The organism is Vogesella mureinivorans (genome assembly GCF_007644035.1).
GTDB classification, from domain to species: Bacteria; Pseudomonadota; Gammaproteobacteria; order Burkholderiales; family Chromobacteriaceae; genus Vogesella; species Vogesella mureinivorans.
In genome coordinates this window covers 222,966-239,203 of record NZ_VMTV02000471.1, presented here as the reverse complement: position 1 = coordinate 239,203, position 16,238 = coordinate 222,966, and the positions used below count along the sequence as shown (strand labels likewise).

Here is a 16,238-nt window from a genome sequence, read left to right as displayed (position 1 = left end):
CGACCACGACCACGACCACGACCACGACCACGACCACGACCACGACCACGACCACGACCACGACCACGACCACGACCACGACCACAGCCACAGCCGCCACAGCCACAGCCACAGCCACAGCCACGATCAGGCAGCATGCTGCAGTGGCGACGCCTGCAGCAGCACGCTCACGGCGGCGCCGGTAGCGGGCGACGCACCGGCTGGCAGCAGCGCCTGGCGGCTCGCCATCCCCGCCATGGATTGCCCAACCGAAGGGCGCTTGGTGGACAAGGTGTTGGCCGCAGTACCCGGTGTGCTGCGCGTGGATTTCAACTATATCGAACGCACCATCACCGTGCACCAGCGCGACGCCAGCCTGGCGCAGCTGCAGGCCGCGCTGGCCAGTGCCGGTATGCCTGGCCGCTTGTTAGAGCACGCCGATACCCCTGCCGCCACACCGCCCGCCGGCGAAAGCCGTGGCCAACTATGGCTGGCGGGCCTGCTGGCCGCCGCCGCCGAAGGCGTGGTACTGGCAGGTGCCAGCGACAGCGCCTGGTGGGTGGCGGCGCTGGCTATCGCGTCCATGCTGGCTGGCGGGCGCAGCACGGCGCGCAAAGGCTGGTACGCGCTGAAGCTGCGCACGCTCAATATCTACTTTTTGATGAGCCTGGCCGTGATCGGCGCCATGGTGCTACAGCAGTGGCCCGAGGCCGCGATGGTGCTGTTCCTGTTTGCGCTATCGGAAAAGCTGGAAGCCATGTCGCTGGCCCGCGCCGGCGAAGCGGTGCGCAGCCTGATGGCGCTCAAGCCCGACACCGCCTGGGTAGAGCTGGGTGGCCAGTGGCAGGCGGTCGCCAGCGACAGCCTGCAAGTTGGCCGCGTGGTACGGGTACGCCCCGGCGAGCGCGTACCGCTGGATGGCGTGATCGTGAGCGGCCGCAGCGACTTTAACGAGGCGCCCATTACCGGCGAAAGCCTGCCGCTGGACAAGGGCGAGGGCGATGCCGTGTTTGCCGGTGCCATCAACGGCCAGGGGCTGGTGCTGGTACAGGTCACTGCCGCCGCCGATGGCAGCGTGCTGGCGCGCATTATCCGCAGCGTGCGCGATGCCCAGGCGGGCAAAGCCGCCACCCAGCGCTTCATCGACCGCTTTGCCGCGGTGTACACCCCCATTGTGGTGGCCGTGGCGGCACTGTTGGCCGTGGGCCTGCCGTTGGCCGGCTGGATGAGCTGGCAGGGCGCGCTGTACCAGGCGCTGGTGCTGCTGGTGATTGCCTGCCCCTGCGCCTTGGTCATCGCCACGCCGGTTACGCTGGTGTCGGCGCTGTCGTCGGCAGCACGGCGCGGCATGCTGGTAAAAGGCGGTGCCGCGCTAGAGGCCGCCGCCCGTATACGCTACCTGGCGCTGGACAAGACTGGCACGCTGACCCGTGGCCAGCCGGTAGTGGCAGATATCATTCTGCTGCAGCCTGCAGTGGGGCGGGTAGAGGTGTTGCTGCACGCTGCCAGCCTGGAAGCGCACTCCACCCACCCGCTGGCGCGTGCCGTGCTGCAAGCTGCCGGCGATATGCCGCTACTGGCCGCTAGCCAGCTGCAGGAAACCGCAGGCGAAGGGGTGATGGCGCAGCTGGACGGGCACAGCTGGGCGCTGGGTAACCGCCGCCTACTGGCCCGGCTAGGGGCCGATGTGGCCGCGCTGGCGGCGCAAGTACCGGCAGGCATGGGCGAGATGTGGCTGTGCCGCAATGGCGTACCGCAAGCCGTGCTGCTGGTGGCCGACGCGCTACGCCCGGACGCGCAGGCCGCGGTAGCCCAGCTGCAGCGCATGGGCATCCAGCTGGCGGTGTTGTCCGGCGACCAGCAGGCGGTAGTTGGCCGCACCGCAGCGCAGGTGGGCATTAGCGAGGCACTGGGCGGCCTGCTACCCGACGACAAGCTGGCGCATATCCGCCGCCTGGCGCAGCAGGGGCCGGTGGCCATGGTGGGCGATGGGGTTAACGATGCACCGGCGCTGGCGCAGGCCGAGCTGGGTATTGCCATGGGCGCGGCCGGGTCGGATACCGCGCTGGAAACCGCGCAGGTAGCGCTGATGGAAGACCGCCTGGACAAGCTGCCGCAGCTGTTTGCCCACGCCCGGCGCAGTATGGCCGTGCTGCGCGCCAATATCGTGCTGGCGTTGGGCATCAAGCTGGTGTTCTTTATCCTGGCGCTGGCGGGTGTCGCTACGCTGTGGATGGCCGTGTTTGCCGACGTCGGCGCCAGCCTGCTGGTGATTTTCAACGGCTTGCGCCTGGCGCGGGCAGGGGGGAAGGCATGATGGGGTGGCTAGCGTGCAAGCTGCCGCCGCCGCTTTTGGCCCTGCTGTGCGGCTGGGGCATGGCGCAGCTGGCGGCACGTTGGCCGCAGTGGCCTGCAGCGCTGCCGCCGGTGCTACGCACGGCGCTAATCCTGGCGCTGCTGCTAGTGGCGGTGCTGCTGGAAGGTAGCGCGGTGTGGGCTTTTGTGCGGCGGCGTACCACCATCAGCCCGCTACAGCCGCAGCGCAGTAGCATACTGGTGGTAGAGGGCTTCTACCGCTTTAGCCGCAACCCCATGTATCTGGGCATGCTGTGTCTTTTGCTGGCATGGGCCGTATGGCTGGGGCAGTGGCTGGCGCTGGCTGGGCCGCTGCTGTTTGTGCTGTGGCTAAACCGTTTCCAGATTGCCCCGGAAGAGCAGGCACTGTTGGCGCGCTTTGGCAGCAGCTATGCCGCGTACTGCCGCCGGGTGCGGCGCTGGTTGTAGCGCCTACACCTTCATGCCGCGCATGCCGGTGACCCGGAACGGATATAGCTCGGGCACCATCACGCCACCGGCCACCACCGGGTCGGCCTGCATGATGGCGCGGGCCTCGCTTTCAATGCCGGTCATGATCAGCACCATGGCAAAGGCCTGGGCGTTGTCGGCGGTGGTGCGGCCAAACAGCGTGACCTTGCCGGCCAGGCACAGGTCGTCCAGGTAGCAGGTGTGTTTGCTGATGCACTCGGCCTCGTGGTCGCTCAAACCGGCGCGCAGCATGTCGGGGCGGGTAGGGCGTAGCAGGTAAAGGTAGTGATGCATGGTGTCATGCCTGTGTATCAATGCCGCGACCTTGCAGGGCGGGGGCCGTGCTGTCTTGCGGCTGGTAGGTTTTCTCTATGTTGTTGCCAGCCTGGCGGGCCGCGGCCTGTTCGGCCATGGCTTGCAGTGCCATCTGGCGCGCCTGTGCGGCCACGGCCTGATCCTGGCCGGATGGCTGGGCGGGGGCCAGCGCAGCACGCTGTATGGCCTGGGCCTTGCGCAGGGTGTCTTCCGGCGTGCGCCCCGGGCTCACGTCGATGCTGACATTACCACCTATGGCGTAGCGTTTGCCGTCCGGGCCTTGCTGGTAGCTGTAGCTGGGGCCGCTCACACTGACGCCGCCTGCCGCCGCCATGTGCGCCTGCTCGTGGGCGCGCACTTCGCTGTCGCGTGCCTTTAGCTGTTCTACCTGCTTTTGTTCCTCTTCGCTCAAGGCAGCCGTGCCGTTCTGGCCGCGGCCGGTGCTGCCGGCCGGGCGGGTTGCCGTGCTGGCTGTGCTGGCGTAAGGGCTGCCGTAGTTGGCCGCAGAGGGGGCGCTTATGCTCATTTCTATCAGGTGCCGGGCTGTTGCCTATAAGCATAGACCATAAAAAACGGCCTGCTATTGCTGGCAGGCCGTGTGCTGATACGCGTGGGTTTACGCGTCGCGTTCGCCGGTTTGCAGGCGCCACAGCGCGGCGTAGCTGCCGTTTTGCGCCAGCAGCAGCGCGTGCGTGCCCGACTCCACAATCTGGCCCTGTTCCATCACGTGGATGCAGTCGGCGTGGCGCACGGTGGACAAGCGGTGGGCAATCACCAGCGTGGTGCGCCCGCGCGATACTACGTCCAGCGAGCGCTGGATGGCGGCTTCGGTTTCGTTGTCTACCGCGCTGGTGGCTTCGTCCAGTATCAGGATACGCGGGTCTTTCAGGATGGCGCGCGCCAGGGCCAGGCGCTGGCGCTGGCCGCCAGACAGCTTCTGGCCGCGCTCGCCTATCTGCGTATCGTAGCCCTGTGGCAGCCGGGCAATGAACTCGTGCGCCTCGGCGGCGCGGGCAGCGGCCTCGATGGCGCTGCGGCCAACCTGGCCCATGCCGTAGGCGATATTGTCGGCCACGCTGCCATCGGTCAGGAACACATCCTGGCTCACGTAGCCGATTTGGCGGCGCAGCTCGGTAAGCGACAGCTCGCGGATATCGTGGCCATCCAGCCGTATGGCCCCGGCCGGTGCGTCGTAAAAGCGCAGCAGCAGCTTGACCAGCGTGCTCTTGCCCGAGCCGGTAGCGCCGACAAAGGCCACGGTGCGCCCGGCGGGGATGGTAAGCGACACATTGTGCAGCACGGTGAGGTCGCCGTAGCCGAATGACAGGTTTTCGAAAGCCAGGCTGCCGGATACTGTGCCGGTTGGCAGCGCTTTGCCATCGTACGGTATCGAGACGGGTGTGGAGAGCACGTCAAGCACACGGTCGATGGCCGTCATCGAGCGCTGGTACAGGTCGGCAATATCGGCCAGCCCCACCAGCGGCCATAGCAGCCGCTGCGTGAGGTACACCAGCACCGAGTAGCTGCCAACACCGATATCACCGTGCAGCGCCAGCCAGCCGCCGTACACCAGCGTCACCACAAAGCCGGCCAGAATGGCCATGCGGATCACCGGAATAATGGCGGACGACAGGCGGATGGCGTCGGCGTTGGCCTGGCGGTAGTGCTCGCTGGCCTGGCGGATATGCCCGGCTTCGAAAGCTTCGGCGGTAAACGCCTTGATGGTGGCAATGCCCAGCAGGTTGTTGCTGAGGCGGCCGTTAATCACCCCGGCGGCTTCGCGCACCGCGCTGTAGCGCGGGGCAATACGCTTCTGGAACCAGAACGTGCCCACCAGGATCAGCGGCACCGGAAACAGCGCCAGCATGGCCAGCTGCGGGGCCAGGTAAAAGAACACGGCACCAACCATAATGGAGGAACACACCACCTGGATAATGCTGTTGGCGCCACCGTTCAGAAAGCGTTCCATCTGGTTGATGTCATCATTCAGGATGGACATCAGGCTGCCGGTACGCTTGTCTTCAAAGTAGGACAGCGGCAGCTTTTGTACGTGGTCGTAGGCGTCCAGCCGCAGCACGTGCTGCAGGTTTTGCGCCAGGTTGCGCCAGCGCAGCTGGTACAGGTATTCGAATAACGATTCACCCGCCCAGATCAGCACCGTCAGCCCGCCCAGCCACAAAAGCTGCTCAAAGCTGTCGGTAATGCCCAGGCGGGCCAGGAAAGAATCCTGCTTGCTGACCACCACATCCACGGCCACGCCGATCAACACCTCGGGCAGGATGTCGAAAAACTTGTTGATGGCAGAAAATGCCGAGGCAAGATAGGCATCGCGCCGGTATTGGCGGGCATAATGAAAGAGCCGTGACAGGGATGACATGGTATCTGGCTGGTATCAAGGGGGGATGGCGATTGTACGCCGCCGTACCAGAAGAATGAAACGGGAATAATTAGCAATGACTGAACACTCTGTTAACCAGCGCGAGCTCACCATGTCGGTACTGATGACGCCAGACATGGCCAACTTTTCCGGCAACGTCCACGGCGGCGTGCTGCTGAAGCTTTTGGACCAGGTAGCCTACGCCTGCGCCAGCCGCTACGCCGGCTGCTACGTGGTGACGCTATCGGTAGACCAGGTACTGTTCAAGCAGCCCATCCACGTGGGCGAGATGGTGACCTTTCTGGCCAGTGTGAACCACGTTGGCCGCACCTCGATGGAAGTGGGCATCAAGGTGGTGGCAGAGAACATCCAGCAGCGTACCGTGCGCCACACCAATAGCTGCTACTTCACCATGGTGGCCTGGGCCGACGGCAAAGCCATGCCGGTACCGCCGCTGGCGCTGGAGAGCGACACCCACAAAAAGCGCTTTCGCGAAGCCGAAATCCGCAAGCAGATGCGGCTGGAAGCCGAGCAGCGCATGCAGCAGGCAGGCACGGCATGAAAGAAGGCTTGGTGCCGCTCACCGCGCTGGATAAGCCGCGAGCGTACGACATCTACTGCGCCGGCATGCAGGGCAAGCTGAGCCGCTGCGCGGGGTGGGACCCGGTATTGCAGCATCGCGGCTTCGAGCACAGCTTTACCGCCGGTACGCTGTTCTGGTACCGGCACCAGGGCCAGGAGGTGGCGCTGGTCAGCATGTCGCGCCGTGATTACGGCCTGCACGTACACCTGCTGGTGGTGCTGGACGCCTGGCGCCGCCAGGGCATGGGGCGGCGCGTGCTGGCGCATTTGCATGGCCTTAGCCGTGGCCGCGTCACGCTAAGCTGCTTGCGCGACGACAAACCCGTGCGGGCTTTTTATGCCGAAATGGGTTACCACATCGCCGGCATGGAGCCGGATTTTCTTAATCTGGAATGGCCGGGGCCGCAGGCCAAGGCGGGCTGAGCGCCGGCCCCGCCTGCTTGGGGCGGGCACGGCTTTGCCCTACAATGCGCGCCTCTTTACCGAAAGCCCGCCATGTCTGCCTACCAGCTCGTTCATGCCCACCCGCAGTTTTACGTGATTCATAAAGCCCCCGGCGTCAGCTTTCACCGCGAAGACGACGCCCCCGGCCTGATGGACGCCCTGCGCGACGGCCTGCAAGACGATGCCCTGTGGCCGGTACACCGGCTAGACCGCATCACCAGCGGCCTGATCGTGGTGGCGCGCAGCCAGGCCGCCGCCGCCGAGCTGGGCGCGGCCTTTGCCGGGCGCGAGGTAGAGAAATATTACCTGGCGCTGTCCGACACCAAACCCGCCCGCAAGCAGGGCCTGATCAAAGGCGATATGGACAAAGGCCGCGGCGGCGCCTGGAAGCTGTGCAAAAGTGCGGCCAACCCTGCCGTTACCCAGTTTTTCAGCCACAGCCTGGCGCCTGGCTTGCGCCTGTTTGTACTGCGCCCGCGCACCGGCAAAACCCACCAGCTGCGCGTGGCAATGAAGTCGCTGGGCGCACCCATTCTGGGCGATGCGCTCTACGGCGGCAGCGCCGCCGACCGTGGTTACCTGCACGCCCACGCGCTGGCCTTTACCCTGGCCGGCGAGGTGCATCGCTTTAGCTGCCTGCCGCAGTGGGGCGAACGTTGGCCGCAGCCTGCGCTGGCCGACTACCTGGCGGCCAACCCGCCAGCCAGCCTGCCGTGGCCAGTGCTGTAGCCTTGTCGCCAGCATGAAAAAGCCGGTCGCGTGCGCGAACCGGCTTTTTCATGGCAGTGGGCGTAGAGGTGAGCGCATTCACGCCATCGCCCTGCCGATCGTGCACGGCTGATTAGCCCAGGCCGTGCATCATCTTCTTCAGCTTGCCCGACAGCAGGAACAATACCAGCGCGGCGCTACCGGCCATGATCACGAACAGCATGAAAAAGTCGTGCAGGTTGGCCACGGTGTAGCCCAGAAACTGCGGCAGCGGCTTGCCCGGCTCCGGGTACAGGCCGGACAGCACGCCGGCAAACTTGTTGGCCAGTGCGCTGGACAGGAACCACACGCCCATCATCATCGACACCAGGCGGGCCGGCGACAGCTTCACCACCAGCGACAGGCCGATAGGCGACAGGCACAGCTCGCCAAAGGTATGGATGCTGTACAGGCTGATCAGCCACAGCATGCTTACTTTCACGCCCGGTTCCAGGCCGGTTACCCCCAGCGCAATAATCAGGTAGCCGATGGCCAGCAGCAGCAGGCCGATGGCCATTTTCATGGGCGAGTTTGGCTCCAGGCCTTTTTTGCCCAGCGTCAGCCACAGCCAGGCAAACAGCGGCGCGCACACCACGATCACCACCGGGTTGATGCTCTGGAAGAACGACGCCGGCACCGTCCAGCCCAGCAGCTGGCGGTTGGTTTGTTCTTCGGCAAAGAAGGTCAGCGAGGCGCCGGCCTGCTCGAAGGCAGACCAGAAGAAAATCACGAAGGCCGACAGCAGCATGATCACCGCCAGACGGTCTTTTTCCTGGCGCGTTAGCGGTGCGTGCCGGATCTTTTCGCCGCTTTCATGGTGGCGCTTGGGCGGCAGGCCGATGGCTGCGCCTTCCGGGGTGACCAGGTAGCGGTTGCGCAAGCTCAGAAACAGCGCCAGCGACACCAGCATGCCGATACCGGCTGCCAGAAAGCCCCACTTGAAATCGGCCGGGTGGCCGGTGTCGCCCAGCGTGCCGCACACCAGCGGCGCCAGCAGTGCGCCGGCGTTGATGCCCATGTAGAACAGGGTGAAGGCGGAATCCACACGCTTGTCACCCGCCGGGTACAGCTGGCCCACCATGGACGAGATATTCGGTTTGAACAGGCCGTTACCGGCAATCAGCAGCGCCAGGCCGCCAAACATCAGCGGGGTGGCAGTAGCCGGCTGCTGGTACAGCGTGGCGGCAAAGAACATGGAAAACTGGCCGGCGGCCATCAGCAGTGCGCCGCTCACAATGGCGCGGCGGTTGCCCCAGTAGCGGTCGGCAATATAGCCGCCCAGCAGCGGCGCAAAGTACACCAGGCCGGTGTAGCTGCCGTAGATCTCGGAAGCGTAGGCCTTGTCGAACATCAGTGCCTTGACCATGAACAGCACAAAGATGGCGCGCATGCCGTAGTAGCTGAAGCGTTCCCACATCTCGGTCACAAACAGCAGGTACAGACCGCGAGGGTGTTGTCGGTACATGAAGGTCTTTCTCTAGTGGTGAGTGAAGCGCACAGCCTTTTTTTATATGGGTGGCTTTGGCGAAGGGGTGGGATTGTGCTGATGGTTTGCGGCTATTGCAATATAAAAGTGCGCGAAAATGAACATTTATGGCGTTATATTGTAATAAATGACTGAAACTTATTTGATATGCATGGTTATATAGTGTCGATATTCCAGCATGGCCGTGTGGTTTTCACTATCGAATTGCTGCGGTGTAGCATTAATAAATCTTGCTGCAGGAGGGCGGCTGGCGTACGCTGCAGTGTGGCCTGTGCGGCCACCCGACACACTGGAGAACGTGCATGAAACCGCTAGTTTGCCCCGCAGCAAGCAGCGCCTGCCGCAGCCTGCTGCCCAACTGGTACAACCTCGACGTTGTGCTGGCCAACGACTTTCCCCGCGCCTGATGCCCCCTGGCAGTTACCCGGCTGCCCGTCTGTTTTAAAGCCAAACCAAACAATCAACTGACACCTGTGGCCCTGCCACGCTGCGTTGCTGCGCACTATTGCCGCGCCCGCAGTGTGCCGCCGCGCCGCCACCGCACGCCTATGCCGCGTGGCGGTGGCGCCTGCGCGGCAGCCAGGTTGGCCGCAGGCATGGAGCATCAACATGGCACGACGCATTCCTGAACCTTTCCGCATCAAGATGGTAGAGCCCATCAAACAGACCACCCCTGAATACCGCCGCCAGGCACTGGCTGCTGCCGGCTGGAACCCCTTCCTGCTGCGCGGCGAAGACGTGTACATCGACCTGCTGACCGACAGCGGCACCGGCGCCATGTCGGACCGCCAGTGGGCCGGCGTGATGATGGGCGACGAAGCCTACGCCGGCAGCCGTAACTTTTACGAGCTGGAGGCCACGGTAAAAGAGGTGTTCGGCTACGCCCACACCATGCCCACCCACCAGGGCCGCGGTGCCGAGCAGATCCTGTTCCCCGAGCTGGTAAAGCGCTGTGGCAGCCAGCAGCCGGTGTTTTTGTCCAACTACCACTTTGACACCACCAAGGCGCACGTAGAGATTGCCGGCGCACGCGCCATCAACGTGCTGACGCCGCAGGCGCTGGACACCACCACCGCCTACGACTGGAAAGGCGACTTTGACCTGCCGCGCTTGGCCGCGCTGATCGAAGAGCACGGTGCGGCCAACGTAGCCGGCCTGATCATCACCGTGACCTGCAATAGCGCCGGTGGCCAGCCGGTCAGCATGGCCAGCATCCGCGAGTCGGCCGCGCTGGCGCGCCGCCATGGTATTCCGGTGATCATCGACGCGGCGCGTTTTGCCGAAAACGCCTGGTTCATCCAGCAGCGCGACCCGGACTACGCCAGCAAGTCGGTGCCGGCCATCGTGTACGAGATGTTCAGCCACGGCGATATGTTCACCATGTCGGCCAAAAAGGACGCGCTGGTGAATATCGGCGGCCTGTGCTGCTTCAAGCATGACGAAGACCTGTTCCGCAGCGTGCAGGTGCGCTGCGTGGCGATGGAAGGCTTTGTTACCTACGGCGGCCTGGCCGGGCGCGACATGGCGGCGCTGGCCGTGGGCCTGAAAGAGGGTATGGACGAGGGCTATCTGGCCTACCGTATCGGCCAGGTGGCTTACCTGGGCGACAGGTTGGCCGCAGGCGGTATCCCGATCCAGACGCCCACTGGCGGCCACGCTGTGTTTGTGGACGCCAAAAAGCTGCTGCCGCACATCCCGGCCGGGCAGTTCCCCGCGCACGCGCTGGCTTGCGAGCTGTACCTAGAAGGCGGCATTCGCGGCGTGGAAATCGGCTCGTTGCTGCTGGGGCGCAACCCGGCTACTGGCGAGCAGGAGCCGTCGCCGTTCGAGCTGCTGCGCCTGACCATCCCGCGCCGCGTGTACACCAACGACCATATGGACTACATCGCCGACTGCCTGATCGACATCCAGCAGCGCGCCAGCAGCATTGGTGGCCTGGGCTTTGACTACGAGCCGCCCATCCTGCGCCACTTCACCGCGCGGCTACACCCGCTGTAAGCTGTTTTATTGCCAGCCTTGCCCGCCCCGCTGCTCTGCAGCGGGGCGGGCAATTGATGACAAACCCTGTTTGCCACGCAAACAGGGTTTGTCTTGTTAACAGGAAGGCTGTGGACTCAAGTGCTGATGTGGTGCGGCCCGGCTTTGCCGGGTCCGGTAAAACCGTGGCCTGTACTTTGTCAGCAGCCTGTCCGCCCCGCTGCCATGCAGCGGGGTTTTTTGTGGCCTTGTATAGTGCAGGCAGGAGGAGCAGGCATGGCCATCAAGATCATCATGGTGCTGGGCGCCACGCTGCTGGCCGGCGCGGCCCGCGGCGAAACCAGCGTGACGATTTCCTACACTGGCGAGGCGCTGGTGTACGACGGCGAGCTGTCGGCTGCGGCCAACCAGCGCCTGTTTGCGCTGTACGACGCCGCCGCGGTCAAGCCGCATACGCTGGTGATCAGCAGCAGCGGTGGCGCGTTCAACCTGGGGCTGGCGCTGGGCGAGTGGGTGGCGCAGCACCGGCTGCGCGTGCATGTGCCGCGTTATTGCAACTCGGCCTGCGCCAACTACGTGTTTACCGCCGCCAGCCACCGCGAGCTGGGCTATCACGCGCTGCTGGCATTTCACGGCGGCATGGACGAGGCGCATCGCCAGCGCGCTGCCTATCTGGCGCGTTTTCCTGCCCAGCGCCAGGCCGAAGCGCGGCAGCGCTTTGCCGCCGAGGTAAAAGAAGCGCGCCAGCGCGAGCTGGCTTTTTTTGCCCGCATCGGCGTGGACCCGCAGATTACCAGCTACGGCTACCGGCACTTTCCCCGCATCATGCAGCGCTATAAGGCCTGGAGTTACGCACTGCCCATGCTGAGCCGCTTTGGCGTGGGGGCCATCACCATCAGCCAGGGCGAGCGCTGGCTGCCGCGCCCGGCCAACGACAGCCTGCTGATGATCGTGTCGCCGCAGCGCTACGGCTGCCTGCCCGCCGGGCGTGTCACCGACCTGCTGTACGACTGCGCGACCGACCAGCCTCTGCCGTTGTCTGTGTTGGGTGATTGATAGTTATTCTTATCTAGGGTAGGGTGGCGCTTTGCTCGCTGCCTTACCGTCATGAGCCCGCATCTGGACCACATTCCCGCCGACCTGGTATCCGCCGCCGACTACCAGCGCTACGCCCAGCGCATGATGTCGGCCAACGCCCGCGCCTATATCGACAGCGCCGCCGCCGACGAACTGAGCCATGCGGCCAACCTGCAAGCCTTTGCCCGCCATCGCCTGCACACCCGCGTACTGGCCGACGTACAGGGCGGCCACAGCCGCTGCCGCCTGTCGGGGCTGGATCTGGCCATGCCGATACTGCTGGCGCCGGTGGCGTACCAGAAGCTGGTGCACCCCGACGCCGAACGCAGCGCCGCCTACGCCGCCAGCGTGATGGGCAGCAGCATGCTGGTCAGCACCCTGGCCAGCACGCCGCTGGAAGACATTGCCGCCGCCGCGCAGGCACCGCTATGGTTTCAGCTGTACTGGCAGCACGACCGCGCCGTGGTGGCGCAGCTGGTACAGCGCGCCGAAGCCGCCGGTTACCGCGCGCTGGTGTTGACGGTGGATGCGCCACTGGCCGGCGTGCGCAACGCCGAACAGCGCGCAGGCTTTGCCCTGCCCGACGGCGTGGCCGCGGTGAACCTGGCTGCCATGGCACCTTATCAGCCTGTGTTGGCCGCAGGGCAGAGCGCGGTGTTCGACGGCATGATGGCCATCGCCCCGCGCTGGGCCGATATCGCCTGGCTGCGCAGCCAGACCCGCCTGCCCATTGTGCTGAAAGGCATCCTGTCGCCGCACGACGCCGAGCTGGCGCTACAGCACGGCGTGGATGGCCTGATCGTGTCCAACCATGGCGGCCGCGTGCTGGACACCCTACCGGCGGCGCTGGACGCGCTGCCCGCCATCGCTGCCGTGGTACAGGGCTGCGTGCCGCTGCTGCTGGACGGCGGCGTGCGCCGCGGCAGCGACGTATTCAAGGCGCTGGCGCTGGGGGCCAGCGCCGTGCTGATTGGCCGCCCGTTCATTCACGCGCTGGCGGTGGCCGGCGCGCTGGGCGTGGCCCACCTGCTACGTACGCTGCACGAAGAGCTGGAAGTGACCATGGCACTGACCGGCTGCCGCACGCTGGCCGACATCGGCCCGCACTGCCTGTGGCCCGCGCAGCCAGCCGCGTAGCGCGGGTGGCCAGTGGCCAAGGTTGGCCGCATGGATGACAGCAAGGGCAAGCCGCAGGCTTGCCCTTGTGCTTTTGGGCTGCTGGCAGGTTTGCATCACATCAACCACCAGCCTGCGGCCAACCTGCGGCCAGCCTGGCGGCCCTACGCTGCGCTGTCGAACCACAGCTGGCGGAAGTCCATCCAGCCGCACTGCGATAGCGCGATGCCGCGCAGCTGCGGGTCGAACTCCAGCCGCATGGTGCTGTGCTGCAGCGGGATCAGCGCGTGCTCGCGCACCAGCAGGCGGGCGGCGGCGGCGTAGTGCTGCCAGCGCGTGGCGCTGTCCGGCTCGGCCTGGCTGCGGCTTACCCACGTCTGCAGCGCGTGGCGGGTGGGCTCGGGTAGCCAGGGGTGGAAGCCGGATTCACCTGCCAGCCACTGGTGGCAGCTGTAGTCCAGGTCATCGTTTAGCACCTCGCCAGTCAGCATCAGGTCGGCGCTGTGGCGCCAGTGGTTGGCCGCAAACTCGGGGAAATCCAGCACCCGTTGCTCCACCTGACAGCCTGCGGCGGCCAGGCGGGCGCACACTTGCTCGGCCAGCCGAATGTGGGTGGCCAGTTTGTAGGTGACCAGCCGCAAGCGTGGCGGCAGCGCCGGGCGCGGTGTGGCGGTGGAGGCAGGCCAGTGCTGCCACTGCGCCAGCATGCCCAATGCACGTTGGCCGCCCAGCTCGGCCGGCCAATGCGCCGGGTGCAGCCAGGCGGCGAGGGCGGCGCGCTGGCTGATGTCCAGCGTAGCCGGGTTGGCGCATAGATAGCTGCAGCCGGGCTCGGCCTGCAGCGTGTACTGCCCCTGCGGCGGGGTATGGCCGTGGTAGCCCAGCCGCACGTCGAGCCGGGCGCGGGTGGCATCGTCGTTCACCACCCAGATGTCTACTTCGTCCAGCAGCGGTCGCGCCTGCCAGTAGCGCTCGAAGGCGCGCAGCGTGGCGCGGTGGGCGTTGTTGACACTGAGGCGGAACGGGCCGGTGCCGCTGGGCAGGCGGCCAAAGTCGGCTTGCGGCCAACGTTCGCGCGGCAGGATCACCGCGCAATGGTCGGCCAGCCGGTGCGGCAACAGCGCGTCGGCTTGCGACAGCGTGATGTGTACTTCATGCGGTGCCGGCAGCTGCACCGACTGCAGATGGGCGAACAGGCGCTGGAACGGGCCGGGCTCGTCGCGCAGGCGGTACAGCGTCTGGCGTACGTCTTCGCCTTCCAGTGGCCGGCCGTGGTGGAACAGTACGCCGGGGCGCAGCACGAAGCGCCATTGCTGCAGGCTGGCGTCGTGCTGCCAGTGGTGGGCCAGCGCTGGCGCGATACGGCCGCTGTCGCGCTGGTAGCAGGTCAGGCCGTCGAACAGCTGGCGTATCAGATGGCATTCGGTACGGCGGTTGATCTGCACCGGGTCCAGGCTGTGCAGCGGCCGGTAAAACGGGATGCGCAGCCGTTGCTCGCTGCCGGGCTGCACGCCCAGATAGGCTGGCAGCAGCTCGCCCAGGCGCTGGCGGCTGGCTGGGGTGAGCTGCTGCATGGCGCTTTCGATGTCGCCGCGCGCCAGGTGCTGCTGCAGCGCGTCGGCTTCCAGCGTGGCGGGGTGGGTGTGGAACTGCAGCTGCGACAGTTGGCCGCGTCCTCGCCCGGCCTGCCATTGCAGCCAACCGTGGCTGGCCAGCGTGGCCAGTACGGCGCGGGCGTGGCGCGGGCTGCAGCACAGCTGCTCGGCGACTTGCTCTAGCCGGGCGGGGCCGCTCTGGCCGTGACGAGCGTGGTACAGACGCTGGTAGTACTGACGGGCCTTTTGCATAAAAGCGGAACGCCTGTTGAATTTTTCTCCTGTTTAGCTTCCGCTTTTTGCGGGCATGCTGTCCAGCCATATCGAGTTGGAAAGGAACAGGACATGCAGCAAGCAGGGCAGGGCGGGGGGCTGTGGCAGCAGCCGGTGTTTTTGGGGCTATTTGCCAGCACGCTGTTTCTGGCGCTTGGTAGCCAGATTTATCAGCTGGCTTTGCCGCTGATCCTGTACGAGCTGACGCATTCGCTGAACGCCATGAGCCAGCTGCGGGCGGTGGAGTTTCTGCCCAACTTGCTGCTGGCCGTGTTCATTGGCGTGTGGGTAGACCGCGTGTGCCGCCGGCGCTGGGCGCAGCGCAGCCTGCTGGCGATGGCGCTGCTGCTGGGCGTGGCGGGCGGCTTGCTGGCGCAAGGCTGGCTGCCGGTATGGTGCTTTTACCCGCTGGCTTTCGTGATGATGCTGTGCAACTACATTACCGCCATCTGCCGCTTTGGCCTGGTAAAGCACAGCGTGCCGCAGGCCTTGCTGATGCCGGCTACCAGCTACCTGAATACGCTGTTCAACCTGTTTGCCGTGACCGGGCCGATGCTGTCCGGCCTGCTGATTGCCTTTGCCTCGCTGGCGTGGGGCATGTGGCTGCCGGCGCTGCTGTTTGTGCTGTCGTCGCTGGCCTTGCTGCGGGTACCGGCCATGCCACCGCTGGCTGCCGGTGAGCGCCATTTCCCTACCGAGTTGGCCGCAGGCTGGGCCGCGCTGCGCGCCAACCGCCCGCTGTGGCAGCTGGCGTGGGCGGTGGTGCTGGCCAACGGTGCCAGTGGTGTGGCCGAGGTGCTGCAGCTGTTCCGCCTGCGCGACAGCCTGGGGCTGAGCCCGGCACAGCTGGGTGTGCTGTACGGCGTGGCGGGCGTGGGCGGTATTGCTGCTGGCCTGAGCGTAACGTGGCTACGGCAGCGCTTGGGTTTGGGGCGGGTAGTGATGCTGGTCTTTGCGCTGGAAGGGCTGGGCATGGTGGCGCTGGCCACGCTGCAGCAGGTATGGCTGCTGGGGCTGGTGATGCTGGCCAGTAGCTTTGTGGTGGTGTGCGGTAATGTTTGCGTGTGGAGCTACCGTCAGGAAAGCACGCCGCTGGCGTTGATTGGCCGGGTGTCCGGTATCACCGGCTCGTTGTTCAAGCTGCTAATGCCGCTGGGGCTGTGGCTATCGGGTGCGCTGGCCGGCAGCTGGCCGCTGTCGCAGCTGATGTTGGCCGCAGCGGTGCTGTCTTTGCTGGCGGCGCTGTGTTGCCGGCTGGGGGCGGTGTACCGGGTGGCGTGAGGCTGGCATGCGGCTTGCGGCCAACCTGGTAGCCGTAGCAATGAAAAAGGCAGCCATATGGCTAATGCTAGTTAGTTAGTCGAATGTATTTGGCCATCAATTGGTAGGGCATGAGTGAAGCGCCCCATCCCGTTGGCGCGAGCCGGTCAAAATGGTTCGCCCCAGGGTTGTGCTGAGCGAATCT

At 65.5% G+C, this 16,238-nt stretch carries 14 protein-coding genes; 9 read left to right on the top strand and 5 right to left on the bottom strand.

Annotated features, from left to right (window positions below; translation table 11 throughout):
* Together FLQ44_RS13470 and FLQ44_RS13465 are read left to right on the top strand one after the other, a co-directional pair.
* The coding region (locus tag FLQ44_RS13470; protein WP_147694799.1) for a heavy metal translocating P-type ATPase at positions 1 to 2,296 on the top strand (2,296 nt) is incomplete at its 5' end.
* On the top strand, positions 2,293 to 2,763 hold the full coding sequence (locus FLQ44_RS13465; RefSeq protein WP_240801276.1) for a methyltransferase family protein: 471 nt from the start codon (positions 2,293 to 2,295) through the stop codon (positions 2,761 to 2,763). The genes FLQ44_RS13470 and FLQ44_RS13465, both read left to right, overlap by 4 nt.
* Positions 2,764 to 2,766: 3 nt before the next feature.
* On the opposite strand, the gene FLQ44_RS13460 is transcribed toward FLQ44_RS13465, so the two are convergent.
* The 3 genes from FLQ44_RS13460 to FLQ44_RS13450 all read right to left on the bottom strand — a co-directional run bounded on the left by FLQ44_RS13460 (position 2,767) and on the right by FLQ44_RS13450 (position 5,476).
* Complete coding sequence (locus FLQ44_RS13460) at positions 2,767 to 3,078, bottom strand: hypothetical protein (RefSeq protein WP_147684396.1); 312 nt, start codon at positions 3,076 to 3,078, stop codon at positions 2,767 to 2,769.
* Positions 3,079 to 3,082: 4 nt separating this feature from the next.
* The gene (locus FLQ44_RS13455; protein ID WP_147694798.1) at positions 3,083 to 3,625 is read right to left on the bottom strand and encodes a putative metalloprotease CJM1_0395 family protein; all 543 of its coding nucleotides are present in this window, start codon (positions 3,623 to 3,625) and stop codon (positions 3,083 to 3,085) included.
* Positions 3,626 to 3,715: 90 nt separating this feature from the next.
* Positions 3,716 to 5,476, bottom strand: a complete 1,761-nt coding sequence (locus FLQ44_RS13450) for an ABC transporter ATP-binding protein (RefSeq protein WP_147694797.1) — start codon at positions 5,474 to 5,476, stop codon at positions 3,716 to 3,718.
* A 76-nt stretch (positions 5,477 to 5,552) separates the two neighbouring features.
* Between FLQ44_RS13450 and FLQ44_RS13445 the strand changes: the two genes are divergently transcribed.
* The 3 genes from FLQ44_RS13445 to FLQ44_RS13435 all read left to right on the top strand — a co-directional run bounded on the left by FLQ44_RS13445 (position 5,553) and on the right by FLQ44_RS13435 (position 7,231).
* The gene (locus tag FLQ44_RS13445) at positions 5,553 to 6,038 is read left to right on the top strand and encodes an acyl-CoA thioesterase (protein WP_147684389.1); all 486 of its coding nucleotides are present in this window, start codon (positions 5,553 to 5,555) and stop codon (positions 6,036 to 6,038) included.
* Positions 6,035 to 6,481 (top strand): GNAT family N-acetyltransferase, encoded by a 447-nt coding sequence (locus tag FLQ44_RS13440; RefSeq protein ID WP_147694796.1) that lies wholly within the window; start codon positions 6,035 to 6,037, stop codon positions 6,479 to 6,481. Before FLQ44_RS13445 ends, FLQ44_RS13440 begins: the two co-directional genes overlap by 4 nt.
* Before the next feature lie 72 nt (positions 6,482 to 6,553).
* Positions 6,554 to 7,231, top strand: a complete 678-nt coding sequence (locus FLQ44_RS13435; RefSeq protein ID WP_147694795.1) for a TIGR01621 family pseudouridine synthase — start codon at positions 6,554 to 6,556, stop codon at positions 7,229 to 7,231.
* A 112-nt stretch (positions 7,232 to 7,343) separates the two neighbouring features.
* Here FLQ44_RS13435 and FLQ44_RS13430 read toward each other — a convergent pair whose 3' ends face one another.
* On the bottom strand, positions 7,344 to 8,714 hold the full coding sequence (locus tag FLQ44_RS13430; RefSeq protein ID WP_147694794.1) for a peptide MFS transporter: 1,371 nt from the start codon (positions 8,712 to 8,714) through the stop codon (positions 7,344 to 7,346).
* Between the two features lie 630 nt (positions 8,715 to 9,344).
* Here FLQ44_RS13430 and FLQ44_RS13425 point away from each other — a divergent pair.
* The 3 genes from FLQ44_RS13425 (at position 9,345) to FLQ44_RS13415 (ending at position 12,926) form a co-directional block, all read left to right on the top strand.
* Positions 9,345 to 10,733 (top strand): tryptophanase, encoded by a 1,389-nt coding sequence (locus FLQ44_RS13425; protein ID WP_147694793.1) that lies wholly within the window; start codon positions 9,345 to 9,347, stop codon positions 10,731 to 10,733.
* A 255-nt stretch (positions 10,734 to 10,988) separates the two neighbouring features.
* The gene (locus tag FLQ44_RS13420) at positions 10,989 to 11,768 is read left to right on the top strand and encodes a hypothetical protein (RefSeq protein WP_147694792.1); all 780 of its coding nucleotides are present in this window, start codon (positions 10,989 to 10,991) and stop codon (positions 11,766 to 11,768) included.
* Between the two features lie 51 nt (positions 11,769 to 11,819).
* Positions 11,820 to 12,926: an alpha-hydroxy acid oxidase gene (locus FLQ44_RS13415; RefSeq protein WP_147694791.1), complete on the top strand. Its 1,107-nt coding sequence runs from the start codon at positions 11,820 to 11,822 to the stop codon at positions 12,924 to 12,926.
* A 143-nt stretch (positions 12,927 to 13,069) separates the two neighbouring features.
* Here the strand turns inward: FLQ44_RS13415 and FLQ44_RS13410 are convergent, their stop codons facing one another.
* A complete protein-coding gene (locus FLQ44_RS13410) occupies positions 13,070 to 14,752 on the bottom strand; it encodes an ABC transporter substrate-binding protein (RefSeq protein ID WP_147694790.1) in 1,683 nt (560 codons plus the stop codon).
* Positions 14,753 to 14,845: 93 nt separating this feature from the next.
* On the opposite strand from FLQ44_RS13410, the gene FLQ44_RS13405 reads away from it, so the two are divergent.
* The gene (locus FLQ44_RS13405) at positions 14,846 to 16,054 is read left to right on the top strand and encodes an MFS transporter (RefSeq protein WP_147694789.1); all 1,209 of its coding nucleotides are present in this window, start codon (positions 14,846 to 14,848) and stop codon (positions 16,052 to 16,054) included.
* Positions 16,055 to 16,238: the final 184 nt, after the last annotated feature.

Coding starts and splice junctions, on each gene's coding strand:
- FLQ44_RS13445 (WP_147684389.1), top strand. CDS start 5,553: ATGACTGAACACTCTGTTAACCAGCGCGAGCTCACCATGTCGGTACTG.
- FLQ44_RS13415 (WP_147694791.1), top strand. CDS start 11,820: ATGAGCCCGCATCTGGACCACATTCCCGCCGACCTGGTATCCGCCGCC.
- FLQ44_RS13410 (WP_147694790.1), bottom strand. CDS start 14,752: ATGCAAAAGGCCCGTCAGTACTACCAGCGTCTGTACCACGCTCGTCAC.
- FLQ44_RS13435 (WP_147694795.1), top strand. CDS start 6,554: ATGTCTGCCTACCAGCTCGTTCATGCCCACCCGCAGTTTTACGTGATT.
- FLQ44_RS13455 (WP_147694798.1), bottom strand. CDS start 3,625: ATGAGCATAAGCGCCCCCTCTGCGGCCAACTACGGCAGCCCTTACGCC.
- FLQ44_RS13465 (WP_240801276.1), top strand. CDS start 2,293: ATGATGGGGTGGCTAGCGTGCAAGCTGCCGCCGCCGCTTTTGGCCCTG.
- FLQ44_RS13405 (WP_147694789.1), top strand. CDS start 14,846: ATGCAGCAAGCAGGGCAGGGCGGGGGGCTGTGGCAGCAGCCGGTGTTT.
- FLQ44_RS13460 (WP_147684396.1), bottom strand. CDS start 3,078: ATGCATCACTACCTTTACCTGCTACGCCCTACCCGCCCCGACATGCTG.
- FLQ44_RS13450 (WP_147694797.1), bottom strand. CDS start 5,476: ATGTCATCCCTGTCACGGCTCTTTCATTATGCCCGCCAATACCGGCGC.
- FLQ44_RS13440 (WP_147694796.1), top strand. CDS start 6,035: ATGAAAGAAGGCTTGGTGCCGCTCACCGCGCTGGATAAGCCGCGAGCG.
- FLQ44_RS13430 (WP_147694794.1), bottom strand. CDS start 8,714: ATGTACCGACAACACCCTCGCGGTCTGTACCTGCTGTTTGTGACCGAG.
- FLQ44_RS13420 (WP_147694792.1), top strand. CDS start 10,989: ATGGCCATCAAGATCATCATGGTGCTGGGCGCCACGCTGCTGGCCGGC.
- FLQ44_RS13425 (WP_147694793.1), top strand. CDS start 9,345: ATGGCACGACGCATTCCTGAACCTTTCCGCATCAAGATGGTAGAGCCC.